Source organism: Streptomyces sp. NPDC059989, assembly GCF_042736975.1.
Classification (GTDB): Bacteria; Actinomycetota; Actinomycetes; order Streptomycetales; family Streptomycetaceae; genus Streptomyces.
In genome coordinates this window covers 45390-63554 of sequence record NZ_JBHWUO010000009.1, presented here as the reverse complement: position 1 = coordinate 63554, position 18165 = coordinate 45390, and the positions used below count along the sequence as shown (strand labels likewise).

The 18165-nt window shown below is 73.5% G+C and carries 12 protein-coding genes and 1 riboswitch; of the genes, 7 read left to right on the top strand and 5 right to left on the bottom strand.

All coding sequences use genetic code 11. The features are described from left to right. Positions 1–62 precede the first annotated feature (62 nt). The 3 genes from ACFWBN_RS10405 to ACFWBN_RS10395 all read right to left on the bottom strand — a co-directional run bounded on the left by ACFWBN_RS10405 (position 63) and on the right by ACFWBN_RS10395 (position 5173). Positions 63–2813, bottom strand: a complete 2751-nt coding sequence (locus tag ACFWBN_RS10405) for a penicillin acylase family protein (RefSeq protein ID WP_385173649.1) — start codon at positions 2811–2813, stop codon at positions 63–65. A 127-nt stretch (positions 2814–2940) separates the two neighbouring features. After that, positions 2941–3708, bottom strand: a complete 768-nt coding sequence (locus ACFWBN_RS10400; protein WP_385173646.1) for a metallophosphoesterase — start codon at positions 3706–3708, stop codon at positions 2941–2943. A 61-nt stretch (positions 3709–3769) separates the two neighbouring features. Beyond that, on the bottom strand, positions 3770–5173 hold the full coding sequence (locus ACFWBN_RS10395; RefSeq protein WP_385173644.1) for a short-chain fatty acyl-CoA regulator family protein: 1404 nt from the start codon (positions 5171–5173) through the stop codon (positions 3770–3772). A 288-nt stretch (positions 5174–5461) separates the two neighbouring features. Between ACFWBN_RS10395 and aceA the strand changes: the two genes are divergently transcribed. From aceA to ACFWBN_RS10360, 7 genes are all read left to right on the top strand, one after another. Further along, on the top strand, positions 5462–6763 hold the full coding sequence (gene aceA, locus ACFWBN_RS10390; RefSeq protein WP_385173641.1) for an isocitrate lyase: 1302 nt from the start codon (positions 5462–5464) through the stop codon (positions 6761–6763). A 100-nt stretch (positions 6764–6863) separates the two neighbouring features. Continuing rightward, on the top strand, positions 6864–8456 hold the full coding sequence (gene aceB, locus ACFWBN_RS10385; RefSeq protein ID WP_385173638.1) for a malate synthase A: 1593 nt from the start codon (positions 6864–6866) through the stop codon (positions 8454–8456). Further along, positions 8453–9319 carry a 3-hydroxybutyryl-CoA dehydrogenase gene (locus ACFWBN_RS10380; RefSeq protein ID WP_385173635.1) on the top strand — a complete coding sequence of 289 codons (867 nt, stop codon included), beginning with the start codon at positions 8453–8455 and terminating at the stop codon, positions 9317–9319. Before aceB ends, ACFWBN_RS10380 begins: the two co-directional genes overlap by 4 nt. Further along, a riboswitch (cobalamin riboswitch) is annotated at positions 9318–9539 on the top strand. Its footprint overlaps the gene before it by 2 nt. A gap of 169 nt (positions 9540–9708) precedes the next feature. Then, on the top strand, positions 9709–12027 hold the full coding sequence (gene metE / locus ACFWBN_RS10375; protein ID WP_385173632.1) for a 5-methyltetrahydropteroyltriglutamate--homocysteine S-methyltransferase: 2319 nt from the start codon (positions 9709–9711) through the stop codon (positions 12025–12027). Positions 12028–12204: 177 nt separating this feature from the next. Next, positions 12205–12840 carry a metal ABC transporter ATP-binding protein gene (locus ACFWBN_RS10370; protein WP_385173630.1) on the top strand — a complete coding sequence of 212 codons (636 nt, stop codon included), beginning with the start codon at positions 12205–12207 and terminating at the stop codon, positions 12838–12840. After that, entirely contained in the window at positions 12837–13706 is an 870-nt protein-coding gene (locus ACFWBN_RS10365; RefSeq protein ID WP_385173626.1) for a metal ABC transporter permease, read from the top strand. Before ACFWBN_RS10370 ends, ACFWBN_RS10365 begins: the two co-directional genes overlap by 4 nt. Then, complete coding sequence (locus ACFWBN_RS10360; protein ID WP_385173623.1) at positions 13664–14494, top strand: metal ABC transporter solute-binding protein, Zn/Mn family; 831 nt, start codon at positions 13664–13666, stop codon at positions 14492–14494. Before ACFWBN_RS10365 ends, ACFWBN_RS10360 begins: the two co-directional genes overlap by 43 nt. A 61-nt stretch (positions 14495–14555) precedes the next feature. Here ACFWBN_RS10360 and ACFWBN_RS10355 read toward each other — a convergent pair whose 3' ends face one another. After that, on the bottom strand, positions 14556–16208 hold the full coding sequence (locus tag ACFWBN_RS10355; RefSeq protein ID WP_385173620.1) for a class I adenylate-forming enzyme family protein: 1653 nt from the start codon (positions 16206–16208) through the stop codon (positions 14556–14558). After that, positions 16205–18052, bottom strand: a complete 1848-nt coding sequence (locus ACFWBN_RS10350; protein ID WP_385173617.1) for a CoA transferase — start codon at positions 18050–18052, stop codon at positions 16205–16207. Before ACFWBN_RS10350 ends, ACFWBN_RS10355 begins: the two co-directional genes overlap by 4 nt. Between the last annotated feature and the right edge of the window lie 113 nt (positions 18053–18165).

Genomic DNA, 18165 nt, shown 5'->3' with positions numbered 1-18165 from the left:
GAGCGGCCCGCCGCCCCGGAGCGTGTCCGGAGCGGCGGGCCGCCGGTGTGCCCACGGCGCCGTCAGCGGTGGGCCGGGAACTCCACCACCTGCTGGTAGGTGGGCCGGTTCTGCCAGTTGATCTGCGGATGGGCGAGGCCGCCGACGGGCCGCTGGACGATCGCGTCCGCGCACCACTGGTTGCCGGCCGCGCAGATCCCGTCGGCCGGGTACACGGCCGCGGGGGTGGCGGCCGCGGCCTGCTTCAGGGTGGCGGCCATCGCGTCACGGCAGGCGGCGAGGGAGCCGCCGCCGCAGTACACGCGGGCCGGCGGATCGGCCACCGGCTGCCCCAGCACCATGCGCAGGTCCTCGTCCACGTAGCTCCACCAGCCGTACTGGAAGGCCGACCCGGCATGCGAACCAGTGGGCCCGTGGCCCGCGTTGGGCGCTTCGTCGACGGTCAGCGAGGCCCGCAGGGCGTCGTAGAGCGGGGCGCCGAGGCCGGGCTTGAACTCGGCCTCGACCAGCAGCGGCCACCAGGCGTCCATGATCCGGACGGCGTCCGCGTGCGCGTACGTCTTCGACCCCTTGGCGGTCTCCTTGCGCTGCACGCCGCTCGCCTGCCACGCGGCCAGCTTGTCGATCGCCGCGCTCACCGCCGGATCGCCGGCCGGTGCGCTGCGCAGGACGGCCAGCAGCTCGGGCAGCAGGTTCTCGGCGCGCAGGTCGGTGACCGCGGCCTCGGCCATCGCCTGGGTGAGCTTGGCCCGGGTGACCCCGCCGGCCGCGACGAGCGGCTTGACGCGCCGGTCGAGGAGGTCGCCGCGGTGGACGGCGCCCATCCCGAAGCCGGCGGCGCTGTAGTCCTTGGCCTGCTTGTTGTTCCAACTGATGTAGTAGTCCTGCCCGATGGACTGCGGGTGTTCGGCGGGCGGGGTGTAGGCGGCGGTGTTCGCGGTCGGGTCGAAGCCCTGCCACTCGTGGCTCTGCCGGGCGTGCACGGGCAGGGCCGCGTCGACCCCCGCCGCGCGGACCGGGTTCAACCCGCTGTTGTAGTACGCCGCTTCGCGCGCGTCGGCGTAGAACCAGTTGAAGGCGTAGCCGATGTGCTGCACCGCCTGCTGGAAGGTGCGGGCGTCCTTGACGTACGAGGGGTCGTTCAGCATCTGGAAGCCGATGATCGAGTCGGCCTCGTGGCGGTAGGTGGAGCGCAGCGCGGTGTAGGCGACGGGTTTGCCGGCGACGGTGGCCCGGTGGGTGACGATTCCGTAGTGCGTGCGCCAGACCTGCATGCGGTAGGAGCCGTCGGGGGTCGGGTCGGCGACGGACTTCTTCCAGGCGTTGGTGTGCTCCAGCTTCTCCATCGGGGTGCAGGTCCCGCGGTAGAGGTACGCGGAACTGGAGGTGGTGGGCGCCCCGCCGCCCGGCTCGCAGAGCTCGACGGCGAAGGTGTCGGTGATGTCCTGGCCGGCGGAGGTGGCGCTCCAGGCGTAGTCCTGGCCGCGGCCGAGCTGGACGTACATGCTGACGCCCGCGAAGGAGGCGCCGCGGGCGCTGATGCCCGGGCCCTGGAGCTCCTGGAGCATGAGGAGTTGAGGGGCGAGGTAGCCGGTCTGCGGGCCGAAGACGGCGACCGGGTGGCCGTTCGCGGTGTGGGCTCCGGAGACGAGCAGGGCGTTGGACATGCTCTGCTTGACGGGTTTGGGCGGGTCGAGGGCCTCCTTGGCCGTCGCCGCGCCCGTACGGTCGTACACGAGCTGCTCGGGGACGACGGAACCGGCGTCCGGGAGGGCGGTGCCCTGCGGGTTCGCGGGCTTCTGGGCGTACGGGAAGCCCGTGCCGTCGTGGACTGTGAGCACGGCCTCGGCGTCGTTGCGCTGACGGAAGGACTCCCAGACCCGGGTGCCCTCCTCCAGGCCGTACTTCTGCTGCGCGGACAGCAGGGACAGCGCGGCCTGCACCTCGCCGCCGCCTCCGCCGCCGAACAGGCCGCCGACCACGGAGGCGAGGGCGATCAGGTCGGTGATCTTGAAGGGCTGGATCTCGCCCGCGTTGGTGATCGAGTCGATGTGGCCGGTGAGGACGTACTCGCCGGGGAAGTAGCGGCCGTTCTTGGACTGGGTGCGGTAGAGGTTGATGCCGTCGACGTAGGCCTGCGCGTCCTCCATCGCGAGGCGGCCGCGCTCGCCCTCGGTGGTGCGGATCCGGTCCACCTGGGCCTGGAGGTCGGCCTCGGTGTACGGGGCCTGCGGCCAGAACTGCTGCTCCAGGCCCTGGTTGGCGAGGGCGCCGCCCGCGAAGGGGGTCAGGTCTCCGCGGCCGACGTGCCGGAAGAGGTCCATCTGCCAGAGGCGGTCCTGGGCGGCGGCGTAGCCCGCGCCGAAGGAAGTGCCGTAGCGGGTGGTGCCCTTGATGTGGGGGACGCCGGTCTTCTTGTCGCGGGTGATGGTGACGTCGGGGCGCGGGCTGGCGGTGGATTCGACCTGGTCGCCGGGGACGCCGAAGGAGGCGTCGTTGAAGAAGTCGTTGACCTTGGCGTCGGTGAGGCCGGGGTAGCCGGCCACCAGGGAGTCGTAGCGGGCGAGTTGGTCGGAGGCGTGCGCGGGCATCGTGCCGAAGGCCTTGTGCAGCAGGATCTGGGCGAGGGTGGCGTTGCCGTTCTGGCCGGGCGGCAGGATGTCCGAGCACCGGCCGCCGCAGTAGTCGGCGATGGGGAGCGGTACGGGGTCCGCGGCGACGGCCGCGGGGGCGAGGGGGGAAAGCAGCGCGGCGCCGAGGGCGAGGATCCCGGCGGCCACAACGGTTCTCATACGTGCGGTGGGACGTCGCATGCGTGCTCCTCCGTGGGGGGCAGGAACCGGTCACGGGGAGGGTACTGGCGGGAACTACCACTCAGTAAGATGAACGACCGTCACTTTTCCGAGACCGAGGGGCCGCCCGGATCCGGGACGGCAGCGGCTACCGGGGGGCGACGACCACCCGGTAGTGGGTCGTCAACCGGCCGTCCTCGCCCAGGACATGGAAGGCAATGGCGGGCGGCTCGTCGAGGTGGACGTGGTGGTCGGGCGCCGACTGGATCTCCCACGGGAGCCGCAGGGTGGAGACCACGCCCGGCGCCACCAGCAGCGGCCGACCCGCGAAGGTGGTCGCGGCCGCGGTGTGGGCGTGCCCGCACAGGAAGGCCGTGAGGTGCGGGTGGCGCTCGGCCAGGGCCGCCAGCCGCTCCTCGCCGAACTGCCGGATCTCGTCCACGTACGGGGTGTGCAGCGGGACCGGTGGGTGGTGGAAGGCGACCAGGACGGGGGTCTCCCGCGGAGTGTCGGCCAGTACGCCGTCCAGCCAGTCGAGGGTGGATTCCTCCAGCAGTCCGTGGTCCTGGCCGGGGACGGACGAGTCGCACACCGCGAGGACGAAGCCGTCCCCGCGCAGCACCTGGTCGACCGGCGCGGCGGTCGCGGCGGCCCCCTCCCCGAGCAGCCCCTGCCGGAAGGCGGTCCGCTCGTCGTGGTTGCCGGGGCAGACGACCAACGGGTGCCGCGAGCGCAGCAGTTTGGCGGCCTCCTCGTATTCGGCGGGGGCGGCGTGGTCGGCTATGTCCCCGCTCACCAGTACGGCGTCCAGGTCGTGGGGCAGGCTGTCGAGGTACTCCATGACGGCGCGGGTGCGGTCGGCGGCCCGCGTGCCGCCGTCGAGATGGACATCGCTGAGGTGGGCGATCACGATCACGAGCGGTGACTCCTTCGTCTCTGGTCAGAGAGGTGATCACCCCATTCAACAGGCAGTCGGGTTACCGCGCTTGGCCGTCGATCCGGTACGGGACGAAGGTGCTGGAGTTCTCGTCGACGGCCAGGGGCAGGCCCAGCGGGGGCACCGCGCGCTGCGGGCAGTCGAGGCGCTCGCACAGCCGGCAGCCCATGCCGATGGGGGTGGCGGCGGCGGTGTTGTCGAGGTCGAGGCCGTCGGAGTAGACGAGGCGCGCGGCGTGCCGGATCTCGCACCCGAGGCCGATGGCGAAGGTCTTGCCCGGTTCGCCCCAGCCGCCGCGATGGCGGGTGACGGCGCGGGCGGTCCACAGGTACCGCTGCCCGTCGGGCATGGAGGCGACCTGGACGTGGATCCGGCCGGGCGCGGCGAAGGCCTCGTACACGTTCCAGAGCGGGCAGGTGCCGCCGGCCCGGGAGAAGTGGAATCCGGTGGCCGACTGCCGCTTGGACATGTTCCCGGCCCGGTCCACGCGGACGAAGGAGAACGGGACCCCGCGCAGCCGGGGCCGCTGGAGGGTGCTCAGGCGGTGGCAGACGGTCTCGTAGCCGAGGCCGAAGTGGTCGGTGAGGCGCTCGATGTCGTACCGGTACTCCTCGGCGGCCGTGTGGAAGGCGCGGTACGGGAGGATCAGCGCGGCGGCGAAGTAGTTGGCGATCCCGATCCGGGCCAGGGAGTGCGCGGTGGAGCCGGCCGGGAAGTCCTCCGCGGCCAGCCGGTCCAGCTCGTCGCCGTACTCCAGGAGGGCCAGCTGGGTGGCCATCCGGAACGCCTGCTGGCCCGGTCGCAGCCGGGCCGAGAGGTGCAGGACCCGGGCAGCGGGATCGTAGTGGTGGAGCCGTTCGGTGTCGGAGGTGATCCGCACCTGATGGCGCTCCGTCAGCCGCCGGGAGAGGGCGTGCAGGACATCGCCCGGCCGGATGCCGATCCCGCGCGCGAGCTCCTCGGCGGCGAGGTCGACCTCGTGCAGGTAGTTCTGGCGGCGGTAGAAGAACTCGCGGATCTCCTCGTGGGGCGAGCGGGGCGCGCCCGCGAGGGCGTCCCGGCTCTCCGCGGCGTCCGACAGCCGCTCGGCGAGCAGCTGGCTCCGACGGCCCAGGTCGAGCAGCACCTGGGCCACGGCGGGCATCCGGGAGGCGAGTTCGGCGAGGTCGGAGGGGGACACCCGGGCCTCGGCGACCTCTCCGGCGAGGGCTTCGCGCAGGTCCGCCACCAGCCGGCTCGCGTCGCGCTCCGAGAAGAAGCCGGGGTCGACGCCGAAGGCCTCCGTCAGCCGCAGCAGCACCGGCACGGTCAGCGGCCGCGAGTCGTGCTCCATCTGGTTGAGGTAGCTGGGGGAGATGGCGAGCACCCGGGCCAGGTCCGCCTGGCTCATCCGCCGCTCCTCGCGCAGCCGCCGCAGCCGCGCTCCCGCGTAGGTCTTGCTCACCGCGCCCCTCGCCCCCTCGCCGCTTCGCCCCTGCCCGTCCGGACAGCCGTCAGCCTACGCGAGGATCCCGCCGCTCCGGCCTTGGCAAGATTGGCAAAACCGCTTCCGAAGATTCGCAGAAGTTGGCATCCGTCCACGGTTGTTGGCACTGGGTGCCGCTGGGAGAGTCGTGCTGCGGGCCGCCGGAACCGGCGACCGAAGCGGGCGGGATCCGGCGGCCGCACCCCATTCCACGGCACGAAGTGCCATTCGTTGGCACCTTTTACGACTCTTGGAGACGGTGACGTCATGGCTCAGGCAGAGACGACGGCAGCAGCGGCGGACCTCGCGCAGCGGTGGGCGACCGATCCCCGCTGGGCGGGCATCGAGCGGACCCACGGCGCCGACGACGTGGTGCGGCTCTCCGGCAGCGTCCGTGAGGAGCACACCCTGGCCCGGCGCGGCGCCGAGCGGCTGTGGCGGCAGCTGCACGAGCAGGACTACATCCACGCCCTCGGCGCGCTGACCGGCGGCCAGGCCGTGCAGCAGGTACGGGCCGGCCTCCAGGCCATCTACCTCTCCGGCTGGCAGGTCGCCGCCGATGCCAACCAGGCGGGCCACACCTACCCGGACCAGAGCCTCTACCCGGTCAACTCCGTCCCCCAGGTGGTCCGCCGGATCAACAACGCCCTGCTGCGCGCCGACCAGATCGCCACCGCCGAGGGCGGCACGACAGGTTCGATCGATGGGGGGACGGACTGGCTGGCGCCGATCGTCGCGGACGCCGAGGCCGGTTTCGGCGGCCCGCTCAACGCCTTCGAGCTCACCAAGGCCATGATCGCGGCGGGCGCGGCCGGCATCCACTACGAGGACCAGCTCGCCTCCGAGAAGAAGTGCGGCCACCTCGGCGGCAAGGTCCTCGTCCCCACCTCCCAGCACGTGCGCACCCTCAACGCGGCCCGCCTGGCCGCGGACATCGCCGACGTCCCGACCCTGATCATCGCGCGGACGGACGCCCTCGCCGCCAACCTGATCACCAGCGACGTGGACGAGCGCGACGCGCGGTTCGTGACCGGCGAGCGCACCGCCGAAGGCTTCTACCGCGTCGAGAACGGCATGGCCCCGGTCATCGCCCGCGGCCTCGCCTACGCCCCGTACGCCGACCTCATCTGGGTGGAGACCGGCACCCCGGACCTCGACCAGGCCCGCGAGTTCGCCGAGGCGATCCACGCGCGGTACCCCGACCAGATGCTCGCCTACAACTGCTCGCCCTCCTTCAACTGGAAGGCCGCCCTGGACGACGACCAGATCGCCAAGTTCCAGCGCGAGCTGAGCGCGATGGGCTACCGCTTCCAGTTCATCACCCTGGCCGGCTTCCACTCCCTCAACCACGGCATGTTCGACCTCGCCCGCGGCTACGCCGAGCACGGCATGACCGCGTACGTCGACCTCCAGGAGCGCGAGTTCGCCGCCCAGGAGCACGGGTTCACCGCAGTCAAGCACCAGCGCGAGGTCGGCACCGGCTACTTCGACCTCGTCTCCACCGCCGTCAACCCCGCCTCCTCCACCACCGCGCTCGCCGGCTCCACCGAGGAGGAGCAGTTCCACTAGCACGGGCGCCGTCCACCGGTACCGACCCGGCGGGGGCCGGACCACCGTCCCGGTCCGGCCCCCGCCCCTTCCGCGACCGCCCTCTCCCTCAGGAGACCGCATGTCCACCCACGCACTGACCCGCCGTGTCCAGGTCCTCGGCGCACCGGGCGACCGTCACGAGGAGATCCTCACCCCCGAGGCGCTGGAGTTCATCGGCCGTCTCGACGCCGCCTTCGGCGAGCGCCGGCTGGAGCTCTTCAAGGAGCGCCGCCGCCGGGCGGCCAACCTGGCCTCGGGCACTCCGCTCGACTTCCCCATCGCCACCTCGACCGTCCGCGCCGTTCCCTCCTGGCGGGTGGCGCCTCCGGCGCCGGGCCTGACCGACCGCCGGGTCGAGATCACCGGCCCGCCCGACCGCCGGATGACCGTCAACGCCCTCAACTCCGGTGCGCGGGTGTGGATGGCGGACTTCGAGGACGCCACCGCGCCCACCTGGGAGAACGTGATCGGCGGCCAGCTGAACCTGCGGGACGCGATCGACCGGCGCATCGACTTCACCACCCCCGAGGGCAAGGAGTACCGGCTCGGGCAGGACCTCGCCACGATCGTGGTCCGCCCCCGCGGCTGGCACCTCCTGGAGGAGCACCTGGAGATCGACGGCCGTCCCGTTCCCGCTTCGCTGGTGGACTTCGGCCTGTACTTCTTCCACTGCGCCCAGCGGCAGATCGACGCCGGCCACGGCCCGTACTTCTACCTCCCCAAGCTGGAGAACCGGTACGAGGCCCGCCTCTGGAACGACATCTTCGTCCTCGCCCAGGACCTGCTCGGCATCCCCCGGGGCACGGTCCGCGCCACCGTCCTCATCGAGACGATCACCGCCGCGTTCGAGATGGAAGAGATCCTCTACGAGCTGCGCGAGCACAGCTCGGGCCTCAACGCCGGCCGCTGGGACTACCTCTTCAGCCTGATCAAGACCTTCGCGCACCGCACGGACTTCCTGCTCCCCGACCGGGCCAAGGTCACCATGACCGCCCCCTTCATGCGGGCGTACGGCGAACTCCTCGTCCGCACCTGCCACAAGCGCGGCGCCCACGCCATCGGCGGCATGGCCGCCCACGTCCCCGGCAAGGACCCGGCCGCCCACGAGGCCGCCCTGGCCAGGGTCCGGCTGGACAAGGAGCGGGAGGCCGAGGACGGCTTCGACGGCTCCTGGGTGGCCCACCCCGGCCTGGTCCCGGTCTGCCGGACCGCCTTCGACGCGGTACTCGGCGACCGGCCGCACCAGCTGGACCGCACCCGCGACGACGTCGAAGTCCGGGCCTGCGACCTGCTCTCGGTGCGCCGGATCAGCGGCCCGCCGACACCGGAGGGCGTACGCGCCAACGTGGCCGTGGCGCTGCGGTACTTCGACGCCTGGCTGCGCGGACACGGCGCGGTCGCCCTGTACGGGCTGATGGAGGACGCGGCCACGGCCGAGATCGCCCGGGTGCAGCTCTGGCAGTGGGTGCGCCACCGCGTCATCACCCGCGAGGACGTCCTCGGCCTCCTCGACGCCGAGTGCGCCGCGCTCGCGGCGGAACAGCCCGACGCCCTGGTGGCCGAGGCCCGCCGGATCCTGGAGGAGACCGCCCTCGGCCCCCTCCTGCCGTCCTTCTTCACCCCCGGGGCCTACGCCCGCCACCTCGTCCGCCGTACGGAGGCCCGCTCGTGACCATCCCCCTCAGCCGGGTCGGAGTCGTCGGAGGCGGCCAGATGGGCGCCGGCATCGCCGAGGTGTGCGCCCTCGCCGGGCTCGACACCCTCGTCTGCGAGGCCGACGCCCCCGCCGCCCGGGCGGCCCGCGAACGCGTCGCGACGTCCCTGGAACGGGCCGTCCAGCGCGGGAAGCTCGACCGCCTCTCCGCCGAGGACGCCCTCGCCCGCCTCGTCTTCACCAGCAGCCTCGACGAACTCGCGGACCGCCGCCTCGTCATCGAGGCCGTCACCGAGAACGCCGGGGCCAAGACGGAGCTCTTCACCGCACTCGACAAGATCGTCGAGGACCCGGAGGCCGTCCTCGCCTCCAACACCTCCGCCATCCCGATCATGCGCCTGGGCATGGCCACCGGCCGCGCCGACCGGGTCGTGGGCCTGCACTTCTTCAACCCGGTCCCCGTCCTGCCCCTCGTGGAGATCGTCTCCTCGCTGCACACCTCGGCGCGGACCGTGCGGGCGGTGGAGTCCTTCGTCCGCGACGCGCTGGGCAAGACCGCGATCCACTCCCGGGACCGGGCCGGCTTCGTCGTGAACAGCCTCCTCGTCCCCTATCTGCTCTCGGCCGTCCGCATGGCCGAATCCGGATACGCCACGCCCGCCGACATCGACGCGGGCATGGAACTCGGCTGCGCCCACCCCATGGGCCCGCTCAAGCTCGCGGACCTGATCGGCCTGGACACGGTCGCCGCCATCGCCGGGTCGATGTACGAGGAGTTCAAGGAGCCGCTGTACGCCCCGCCGCCGCTGCTCCAGCGGATGGTGCAGGCGGGGCTGTTGGGCCGGAAATCGGGTCGTGGTTTCCACACGTACAGCGGGTAGGCTTGCGAACGCAGCTGGTTCGCCCCCGTCCGCCAGGCGGGATGCGTCGTAAGAGGGAACCCGGTGGGAATCCGGGACTGCCCCGCAGCGGTGAGTGGGAACGACCGCCGTCATACGCACTGGACCCGGACGGGTCTGGGAAGCGACGGCCAGTAGGTGTCTGCCCGAGTGGCAGGCGTGCCCACGAGTCCGAAGACCTGCCCGTTGCCCGAGCGCGATCGACCGCGCCCGGTTTCCCGGTGACCTCGTGGGCGGGTCGGCGTGCACCTCAGGCGGAGCCTCCGTCGCGTACCCCTGGTACGCGGTCCCGGCGGTCCGCCCGTTCCGGCACCCTTCGCGCCTTCGGCCCCCACCGGGTCCATGGATACACGCTCGCGAAGGAGAGTTCCGTGACCACCCAGTCCGCAGCCGCGGCAGTACAGGCCACCGTGTACGGCTACCCCCGCCAGGGTCAGAACCGCGAACTGAAGAAGGCGATCGAGGGCTACTGGAAGGGCCGTGTCACCGCGGAAACCCTCCGGGAGACCGCCCGCGACCTGCGCCGGGCCAACTGGGCCCAGCTGGCCGAGGCCGGCATCACCGAGGTTCCGACCGGCGACTTCTCGTACTACGACCACGTGCTGGACACCAGCGTGATGGTCGGCGCCGTCCCCGCCCGGCACCGGGCGGCGGTCGCCGCCGACGCCCTCGACGGCTACTTCGCGATGGCCCGCGGCACCCAGGACGTGGCGCCGCTGGAGATGACCAAGTGGTTCGACACCAACTACCACTACCTCGTCCCCGAACTCGGCCCCGACACCGTCTTCACCGCCGACTCCGCCAAGCAGGTCGCGGAGCTGCGCGAGGCCCGCGCGCTCGGGCTGACCGCCCGGCCCGTGCTCGTCGGCCCGATCACCTACCTGCTGCTGGCCAAGCCGGCGCCGGGCGTCGCCCCCGGCTTCGAGCCGCTGACCCTGCTCGACCGGCTGCTGCCCGTCTACGCACAGGTGCTCGCCGATCTGCGGGCCGCCGGCGCCGAGTGGGTGCAGCTGGACGAGCCCGCCCTCGTCCAGGACCGGACCCCGGCCGACCTGGGGGCCGCGGCCCGCGCCTACCGGGAGCTCGGCGCGCTCACCGACCGGCCCAAGCTGCTGGTCGGCTCGTACTTCGACCGGCTGGGCGACGCCCTGCCGGTGCTCGCCAAGGCGCCCGTCGAGGGCCTGGCGCTGGACTTCACCGAGCGGGCCGCCGGCAACCTCGCCGATCTCGCCGCCGTGGGGGGCCTGCCCGGCAAGCGCCTGGTCGCGGGCGTGGTCAACGGCCGCAACATCTGGATCAACGACTACGCGAAGTCCCTCGCCACGCTGGGCACGCTGCTGGGCCTCGCCGACCGCGTGGACGTCGCCGCGTCCTGCTCCCTGCTGCACGTCCCCCTGGACGCCGCCGCCGAACGGGACATCGACCCGCAGGTCCGCCGCTGGCTGGCCTTCGCCCGGCAGAAGACCGCCGAGATCACCACCCTGGCCCGCGGCCTGGCCGGCGGCACCGACGCCATCGCGGCCGAACTCGCCGCCAACCGGGCCGACCTGGCCTCCCGCGCGCGCTCGGCGATCACCCACGACCCGGCCGTACGGGCCCGCGCCGCCGCGACCACCGCGGCCGATGCCCGCCGTCCGCAGCCCTACGCCGACCGGGCCACCGCCCAGCGGGCGCACCTCGGCCTGCCCCCGCTGCCCACCACCACGATCGGCTCCTTCCCGCAGACCCCGGAACTGCGCACCGCCCGCGCCGACCTGCGCGCCGGACGCATCGACACGGACGGCTACGAGGAGCGCATCAAGACCGAGATCCGCGAGGTCCTCGCCTTCCAGGAGAAGGCGGGCATCGACGTGCTCGTGCACGGCGAGCCCGAACGCAACGACATGGTCCAGTACTTCGCCGAGCAGCTGAGCGGCTACCTGGCCACCCAGCACGGCTGGGTCCAGTCGTACGGGACGCGCTACGTCCGCCCGCCGGTCCTCGCCGGCGACATCTCCCGTCCCGACCCGATGACCGTGCGCTGGACGGCGTACGCCCAGGCGCAGACGGGCCGTCCCGTCAAGGGCATGCTCACCGGCCCGGTCACCATGCTCGCCTGGTCCTTCGTACGCGACGACCAGCCGCTCGGCGACACCGCGCGCCAGGTCGCCCTCGCCCTGCGCGACGAGGTGAACGACCTGGAGGCGGCCGGGACTTCGGTGATCCAGGTGGACGAGCCGGCCCTGCGCGAGACCCTCCCGCTGCGGGCGGACGGGCACGCGGAGTACCTGGCCTGGGCCACCGAATCGTTCCGCCTCACCACGAGCGGGGTCCGGCCGGAGACGCAGATCCACACGCACATGTGCTACGCCGAGTTCGGCGACATCCTCCAGGCCATCGACGACCTCGACGCCGACGTCATCAGCCTGGAGGCCGCCCGCTCCCACATGCAGGTGGCGGACGAACTCGCGGGTGCGGGCTACCCGCGCGAGGTCGGCCCCGGCGTGTGGGACATCCACTCGCCCCGCGTCCCCTCGGCCGACGAGGCGGCGGCCCTGCTGCGCAAGGGACTCCAGGCGATCCCGGCCGAGCGGCTGTGGGTCAACCCCGACTGCGGGCTGAAGACCCGCGGCTGGCCCGAGACCAGGGCCTCCCTGGAGCACCTGGTCGCCGCGGCCCACACGGTCCGGTCGGAGCTGGCCTCCGGCTGACCGACCGCGCCGGGAAGAGCTCCGTGCGCGCTCTTCCCGGCGCGTCCGGCCCGAATCCCGGGCACCCTGGCACCGGTCCCGGGAACCAGGAGCAGCGCTCATCCGACTCATGGCGGGGACGGTCCGCGAACGAAGGATCCGGACGTCCCCGGGCACACGTGAGGCGGAGAGGGACGGATGGGCGGGCTGGACATACGCATGCGGGAGGTCGCCTGCCGTCACGGCCGGGTGGAGGCCGTCGCCGGGGTCGATCTGGAGATCGCGGCCGGCGAGCGGGTGGCCCTGACCGGGACCAACGGCTCGGGCAAGTCCACCCTGCTGCGCGCCGTCCTCGGGCTGCACCGGCACATGACCGGCAGCATCGAGGTCGGCGGGCGCGGTACCGGTACTGCGGCCGAGTGGGCCTGGCGGCGGCGGGCCTGTGCCTGGATTCCGCAGAAGCCGGCGGCCGGCCGGTTCCCACTGCTGGGCGCCGAGCTGCTGGCCAGCAGCTCGGCCCCGGTCGAGGCCGGGGAGGCGGCCGAGCGGCTGGGCGTAAGGGGGCTGGCCGGGCGGCCGCTGCACACCCTGTCCGGGGGCCAGTTGCAGCGCATGTACCTGGCGCGGGCCATCGGCTCGGTGGCCGCGGGGGCCGGGGTGCTGCTCGCCGACGAGCCCACCGCGGCGCTGGACTTCCAGGGGCAGGAGGAGGCGGCCGACGTCCTGGCCGACCTGCCCGTCACCCTGGTGGTGGTCACCCACGACCGGGCGCTCGCGCAGCGGTGCGACCGGGTCCTGGAGATGGCCGCCGGACGGCTGCGGGAGGTCCGGTGATCCTGGCCGCGGACGTCGGTGAACTGCTCCGGCTGGCGCCGGTGCAGCGGGCGGGGATCGCCCTGCTGCTGGCGGCGGTCGGGCTGCCGGTGATCGGCGTGGTGATCGTCGGGCTGGACATCATGCCGGTGCGCTTCGCGATGATGCACGTCGCGCTGCTGGGCATCGCCGTCGGTCTGCTCACCGGGCTGGACCCGATGCTGTGCGCGCTCGTCGCGTGCGCCCTGTCCGGTGCGGGGGTGGCCCCTCTGGCGCGCACCCCCGACGGCCTGTCCGGGGCGATGGGCCTGCTGATGAGCCTGGCCATCGCGGCCGCGCTGCTGGTACTGGCCGTGTCGGGGGTCAACGCCTCCGGGGCCTTCGCCCTGCTGTGGGGGTCGATCCTGTCCGTCGGGACCGCGGACCTGGTCGTCCTCGGGGTCCTCGCCTTCGCCGTGCCCGGCCTGTTCTGGTGGCGGCGCCGGGACGTGGCCCTGCTGCTGTACGACCGGGAACTCGCCCAGTGTTCGGGCGTCGCCGTGCGCGGGCTGACCCTCGTACTGCTCGTGCTGGTCGCCGTCTCGGTCGCCGGGGCCATCAAGCTCACGGGCGCCCTCCTCGTCGACGCCCTGACGCTGCTGCCCGCGCTCGCGGCCCGCCGTCTCGGCACCTCACTGAAGTCGATCACCCTGTGGGCGGTCGGCATCGGCATCGCCGTGAACCTGACCGGGTTCCTGATCGCCCTCTGGCTGGACTGGCCGCCCGGGCCGGTCCTCGTCCTGACCGCGGGGGCCGTCGTCCTCGCCGTCCACCTCATCCCCCTCCCCGAACGGAGAACCAGCTCATGGCGCGCACCCGCGTCCGCATCGCTTCCCTCCTCGCACTGAGCTCGGCGCTGGCCGTGGCCCTGCTGACCGGCTGCGGCAACGGCAGCGACGGCGACGGCCACGGCGACCCGGCGGCCGGAAACGGCAAGGACGGGCACCCGCACGGCGGGAAACCGGTCGTGGTCGTCACCACCAGCTGGGAGGGCGCCTTCGCCAAGGCCGCCGGCGCCGAGGACGTGAAGGTGATCGTGCCCTCGTCCGTGCACCACGCGCCCGACTACGACCCGAAGCCCTCCGACCTCGCCGCCGTCGCCAAGGCCGACTTCGTGCTGTACGCGCCCTTCGAACCGTACGCCGCGAAGATCAAGGAGGCGGCGGGCTCCAAGGCGAAGCTGGTGGAGGTGAACCTCGACAACGACCCCGACAAGGCCGGCGCCGAAGTGGCCCGGCTGGGCGAGCTGTTCGGCACCGAGGACGCCGCGAAGACGTGGAAGTCCGGCTTCGACACGGAGTACGCCAAGCTGTCCGGGGAGCTGAAGGGGGCCTGGCCCGGCGGGCAGAGCCCGACGGCCGTCGCGCAGGTCTTCACGGCCTGGTCGGCGAAGCTCGCGGGCGCGACCACGGTCGGCACGTACGGGCCCGAGGCGGTCACGCCCGCCCAGCTCGCGGAGCTCTCCAAGAAGAAGCCCGCGCTGGTCCTGGACAACGCCCACATGTCGACGGGAACCGTCCTGCCCGACTCCGGCGCCAGGCAGGTGAAGATCGTCAACTACCCGGGCGACGACCTCGACCTGCTCGCCGTCTACCGCAACGCGGCCGCCGAGCTGAAGAAGGCCATGGCGTCCTGACCGCGCGGCGCAGGGGCCCGGCGGCATGGCGCCGCCGGGCCCCTCCTTCATGTCCCGCCCGTCATCCGGCCTGTGCGAGCGGGGCCTCGGTCAGGCGGGCGCGCAGGGCCGCGCGGTCGGGCTTGCCGGCCGGTGTCAGCGGGAGTTCCCCGACCAGGAGGAGCCGCTCGGGGTGCTTGCGCCGTTCCAGCCCCCGCGCCGTGAGGTGCGCGCAGAGCCCGTCCAGCATGGGCGCCCGCCCCGCGCGGGGGACCACGCACGCCGCGAGCCGCTCCCCCATCACCGGGTCCGGCACTCCCACGCACACCACGTCGCGGACCAGCGGGTGGGAGGCCAGTTCCCGTTCGACCTCGGCGGGGCTGATGTTGGCGCCGCCGCGGATGACGATGTCCTTGAGCCGTCCGACGACGTGGAGGGTACCGTCCGCGTCGAGGAAGCCCAGGTCTCCCGTACGGACCCAGCCGTCGGGCGTGCGGTAGCGGGCGTCGAGCTCCGGGGAGGCCACGTAGCACAGCGGGGTCATCGGGCCGCGCGCGATGATCTCGCCGACCGAGCCCTGCGGCAGCGGCGCGCGCGTCTCGGTGTCGGCGATGCGGATGTCCGCGACCCGGGGGTCGGGCCGTCCCGCGACGACGCCCAGGCCGTCGGCCGGCGGGATGTCGCCGCCGAGGCCGGTGTGGCAGTTGACCCCGTCGGCCGAGCCGTACAGGTTCACGACCGGGCAACCGAAGGCGCGGGCGGCGTCCTTGGCCGTGGTCTCGTCGAGGGCCGACCCGCCCAGGATCAGGGCGGTGGGGGCGGGCAGGGCTTCCCCGTCGGCGTCGAGCCGGTCGAGCATCATCCGCACCATCGTCGGCACGCCCAGGATGTGCGTGGGCGCGTGCTCCCGTACGGCCGCCAGGGCCGCCTCGGGGGTGAAGTGGTCGAGCAGGACGAGCGTGCCGCCGTGCCGGGCCAGGGTGACGGCCGTCCCGTTGGAGCCGAAGGCGGAGGCCAGCGGCACCAGGAACAGGCAGCGCGGTGCGGCCCCGTCGGGCATCAGGGAGGCGAGGAAGTTGCCGCGGCCGCCGGCGAGCGCGTTGTGGGAGTACGCGACCATCTTCGGCTCGGCCTCGGAACCGGAGGACACCAGGATCCGCGCCGCGCTGTCCGGGTCGGGGCGGGCCGGTACGAAGGCGGTCGCGTCCGAGCGCAGCAGCCCGGAGAGCGGAACCGTACCCTCGGGGGCCGTCCCGGGCCCGGCCGCGATCACGTGGCGCAGGGCGGGCAGCGCGGGGGCCAGGGCGTGCAGGTCGGCGGCGTGGTGCGCGCCGCGGTGTTCGATCGCGGCGATGACGGCGACGGCCTCGGCGCGGCGCAGCAGGCCCTCGGCCTCCAGGGTGCCCCGGCCGACGGGGAAGGGCAGGGCGACCGCCCCGAGGGCGGCCAGTGCCAGGTCGGCGATCACGGCGCCCCGCTGGTTGGGGAGTTGGACGCCGACCACGTCGCCCGGGCGTATGCCGAGCTCCTGGAGGCCGGCGGCCAGACATCGCACCTTGCGGTCCAGCGCGGTGTAACAGAGCGCGCCCTTGGCGTCGATGACGGCCGTGTGGTGCAGGTCGGCGATCTGGCGCGCCCGGAAGAGGCTGTAGAGGTCGAGGTCGGGGCAGGTGCCGTCGACCACCCAGGAGCGGCGGAGTCGGGCGGGCAGCAGGTCGTGCAGTTCGACGGTCATCTGAAGCTCCAGGGGTCGGGAACGGCAGGAGCACCGTGGGCGTCGCGGCTGATCGAGCCGGCGAAGCGCGGGTCGTGGTGCAGAGCGGCGAGGTCGGTGGTGACGGCGGTGGCGGCCAGACCGTGGCTGCGGAGCTGCGACAGGGCGTCCTCGGTGGACAGTTCGCGCAGGTCGTAGGCGGTGGCCGCGGCCGCGCACGCGTCGGTCGGGGCGATCCAGCCGTCGGCCGTGCGCTGGGGATGCCGAAAGCCGGCCGGGCGGCGGGGGTGCTCGCCGCGGGCCGCCCGCCGCAGGGCGGGGGCGGTCAGGGTGTCGGCCGCGCCGAGCAGGGAGGAGTCCACGCGTACGCCGTGCCCGGTGCGGGCCCTCAGCAGCAGGCCCGCAAGGACCGCCTCGGCGCCGTGCAGGCCGCCGAGTACGTCGAGCAGGGTCATCAACGAGGGGGCCGGGGGCTCGCCTTGGGGGCGGACGGCCTCGCCGACTCCGGTGCGGGCCTGGACCATGAAGTCGGTGCCCATGGGGGCGTCGTCGAGCCGGTCGGCCCAGCCGCTCGTGTAGGCGTAGACGAGCGCGGGATTGACCCGCGCGAGGTCGTCGGCGTCGAGACCGAGCTCGGAGGCCTTGCCCGGGGCCCAGTTGTGGAGGAACACATCGGCCCCGGCGGCCATCTCCCTCAGGCGGCGCCGGTCGGCGGCCGTCTTGATGTCGATCTCGACGGCCTGCTTGCCCCGGTTGAGGGCGAGCCAGCGGGCGGAGATGCCGGAGCAGGCCGGCGGCATGCCGCGCAGCGGATCGCCGCCCGGCGGTTCGATCCGTATGACGTCGGCGCCCAGCAGGCCCAACAGGTGGGCAGCGAGGGGTGCTTGGATGCGGCGGCCCGCTTCCAGCACCGTGAGTCCGGCCAGTGGCCGGGCGGGCGTCGGGCCGGATGTGCGGTCCGCGGAGCCGCGTGCGGGTTCGGGCTCGGGTCCGGGTTCGGGGTGGCGCGGTTCGAGGAGCCGTGGTTCGAGCAGGCGCAGGGACCACGGGGCGGCGCCGTCGTGCTCGGCGGCCCGCTCGGCGAGGGTGCGCAGGACGCAGACCTCGGCGCCGGAGTGGGCGGCGGCCCTGCGGATCCGCTCCAGGGGATGGGCTCGCGTCACGGCGTGGAGGGCCGCGGGGAAGGGGGCGCAGGCGGTGGCGTAGCGGAACTGGAAGGGGCGCCAGCCGGCCCGTATCGCGTCGGCGGGCGCCTTCAGGGCCCGCCAGAAGGCGGCCCAGTCGCCCGGGTCGAGGGTCTCCAGCTCGAAGAGCAGGCCCTCGGCTGAGGTGAAGGGCGGCCCGCCGGGGGCGAGTTCGGCCGCCTCCCCCTCGTCGGCGCCGGTGGCGGCGAAGTACTGGGACACGGTGAGCAGCCCGGCCCGGTCCGCTCCGGTCGTCACCTGGCGGGAGGCCGTGCCGCCGCGGGCCTGGCCGACCAGACCGGCCAGCAGTCCCTGGACGGTGAGGACGGCGGTGGCGGTGGCCGTGTAGTCGGCGGCCAGGCCGCGCGGGACGCCGTCGCGGCGGCCGTGCACGGCCATGACGCCGGTCGCGGCCTGCACGGTGGCCTCGTCGGCGAGGCCGTTCACGGGCTCCCCGGCCGGGGAGCCCCAGCCGGTGACCGCGTGGGCGGGTGCGAAGCCGTCGCCGGTGAGGGCGATGTGCCCGGCGGCCGCGTCTCCGTGACCGGCGGCGCCTTCCGTTCGTGCGCCGAGCAGCCGCAGGTGGTCGGCGACGACGCCCGCGATCTGCGGCGGCCCCGAGGCGTCGAAGCGCAGTGTGTCGAGCGGCCCGACCGTCTGCGTGGTTGCTGGTGACGCCATGCCTCTCCTCTCCTGGGGCGGCGGTGACCGGCGCCCGGGTTCGTTCCGTGCGGGAACCGTGGGGCGTCCGTGCCCGACTGGTTCCACGGACAGACAGTCGGACAGCCGTTCCC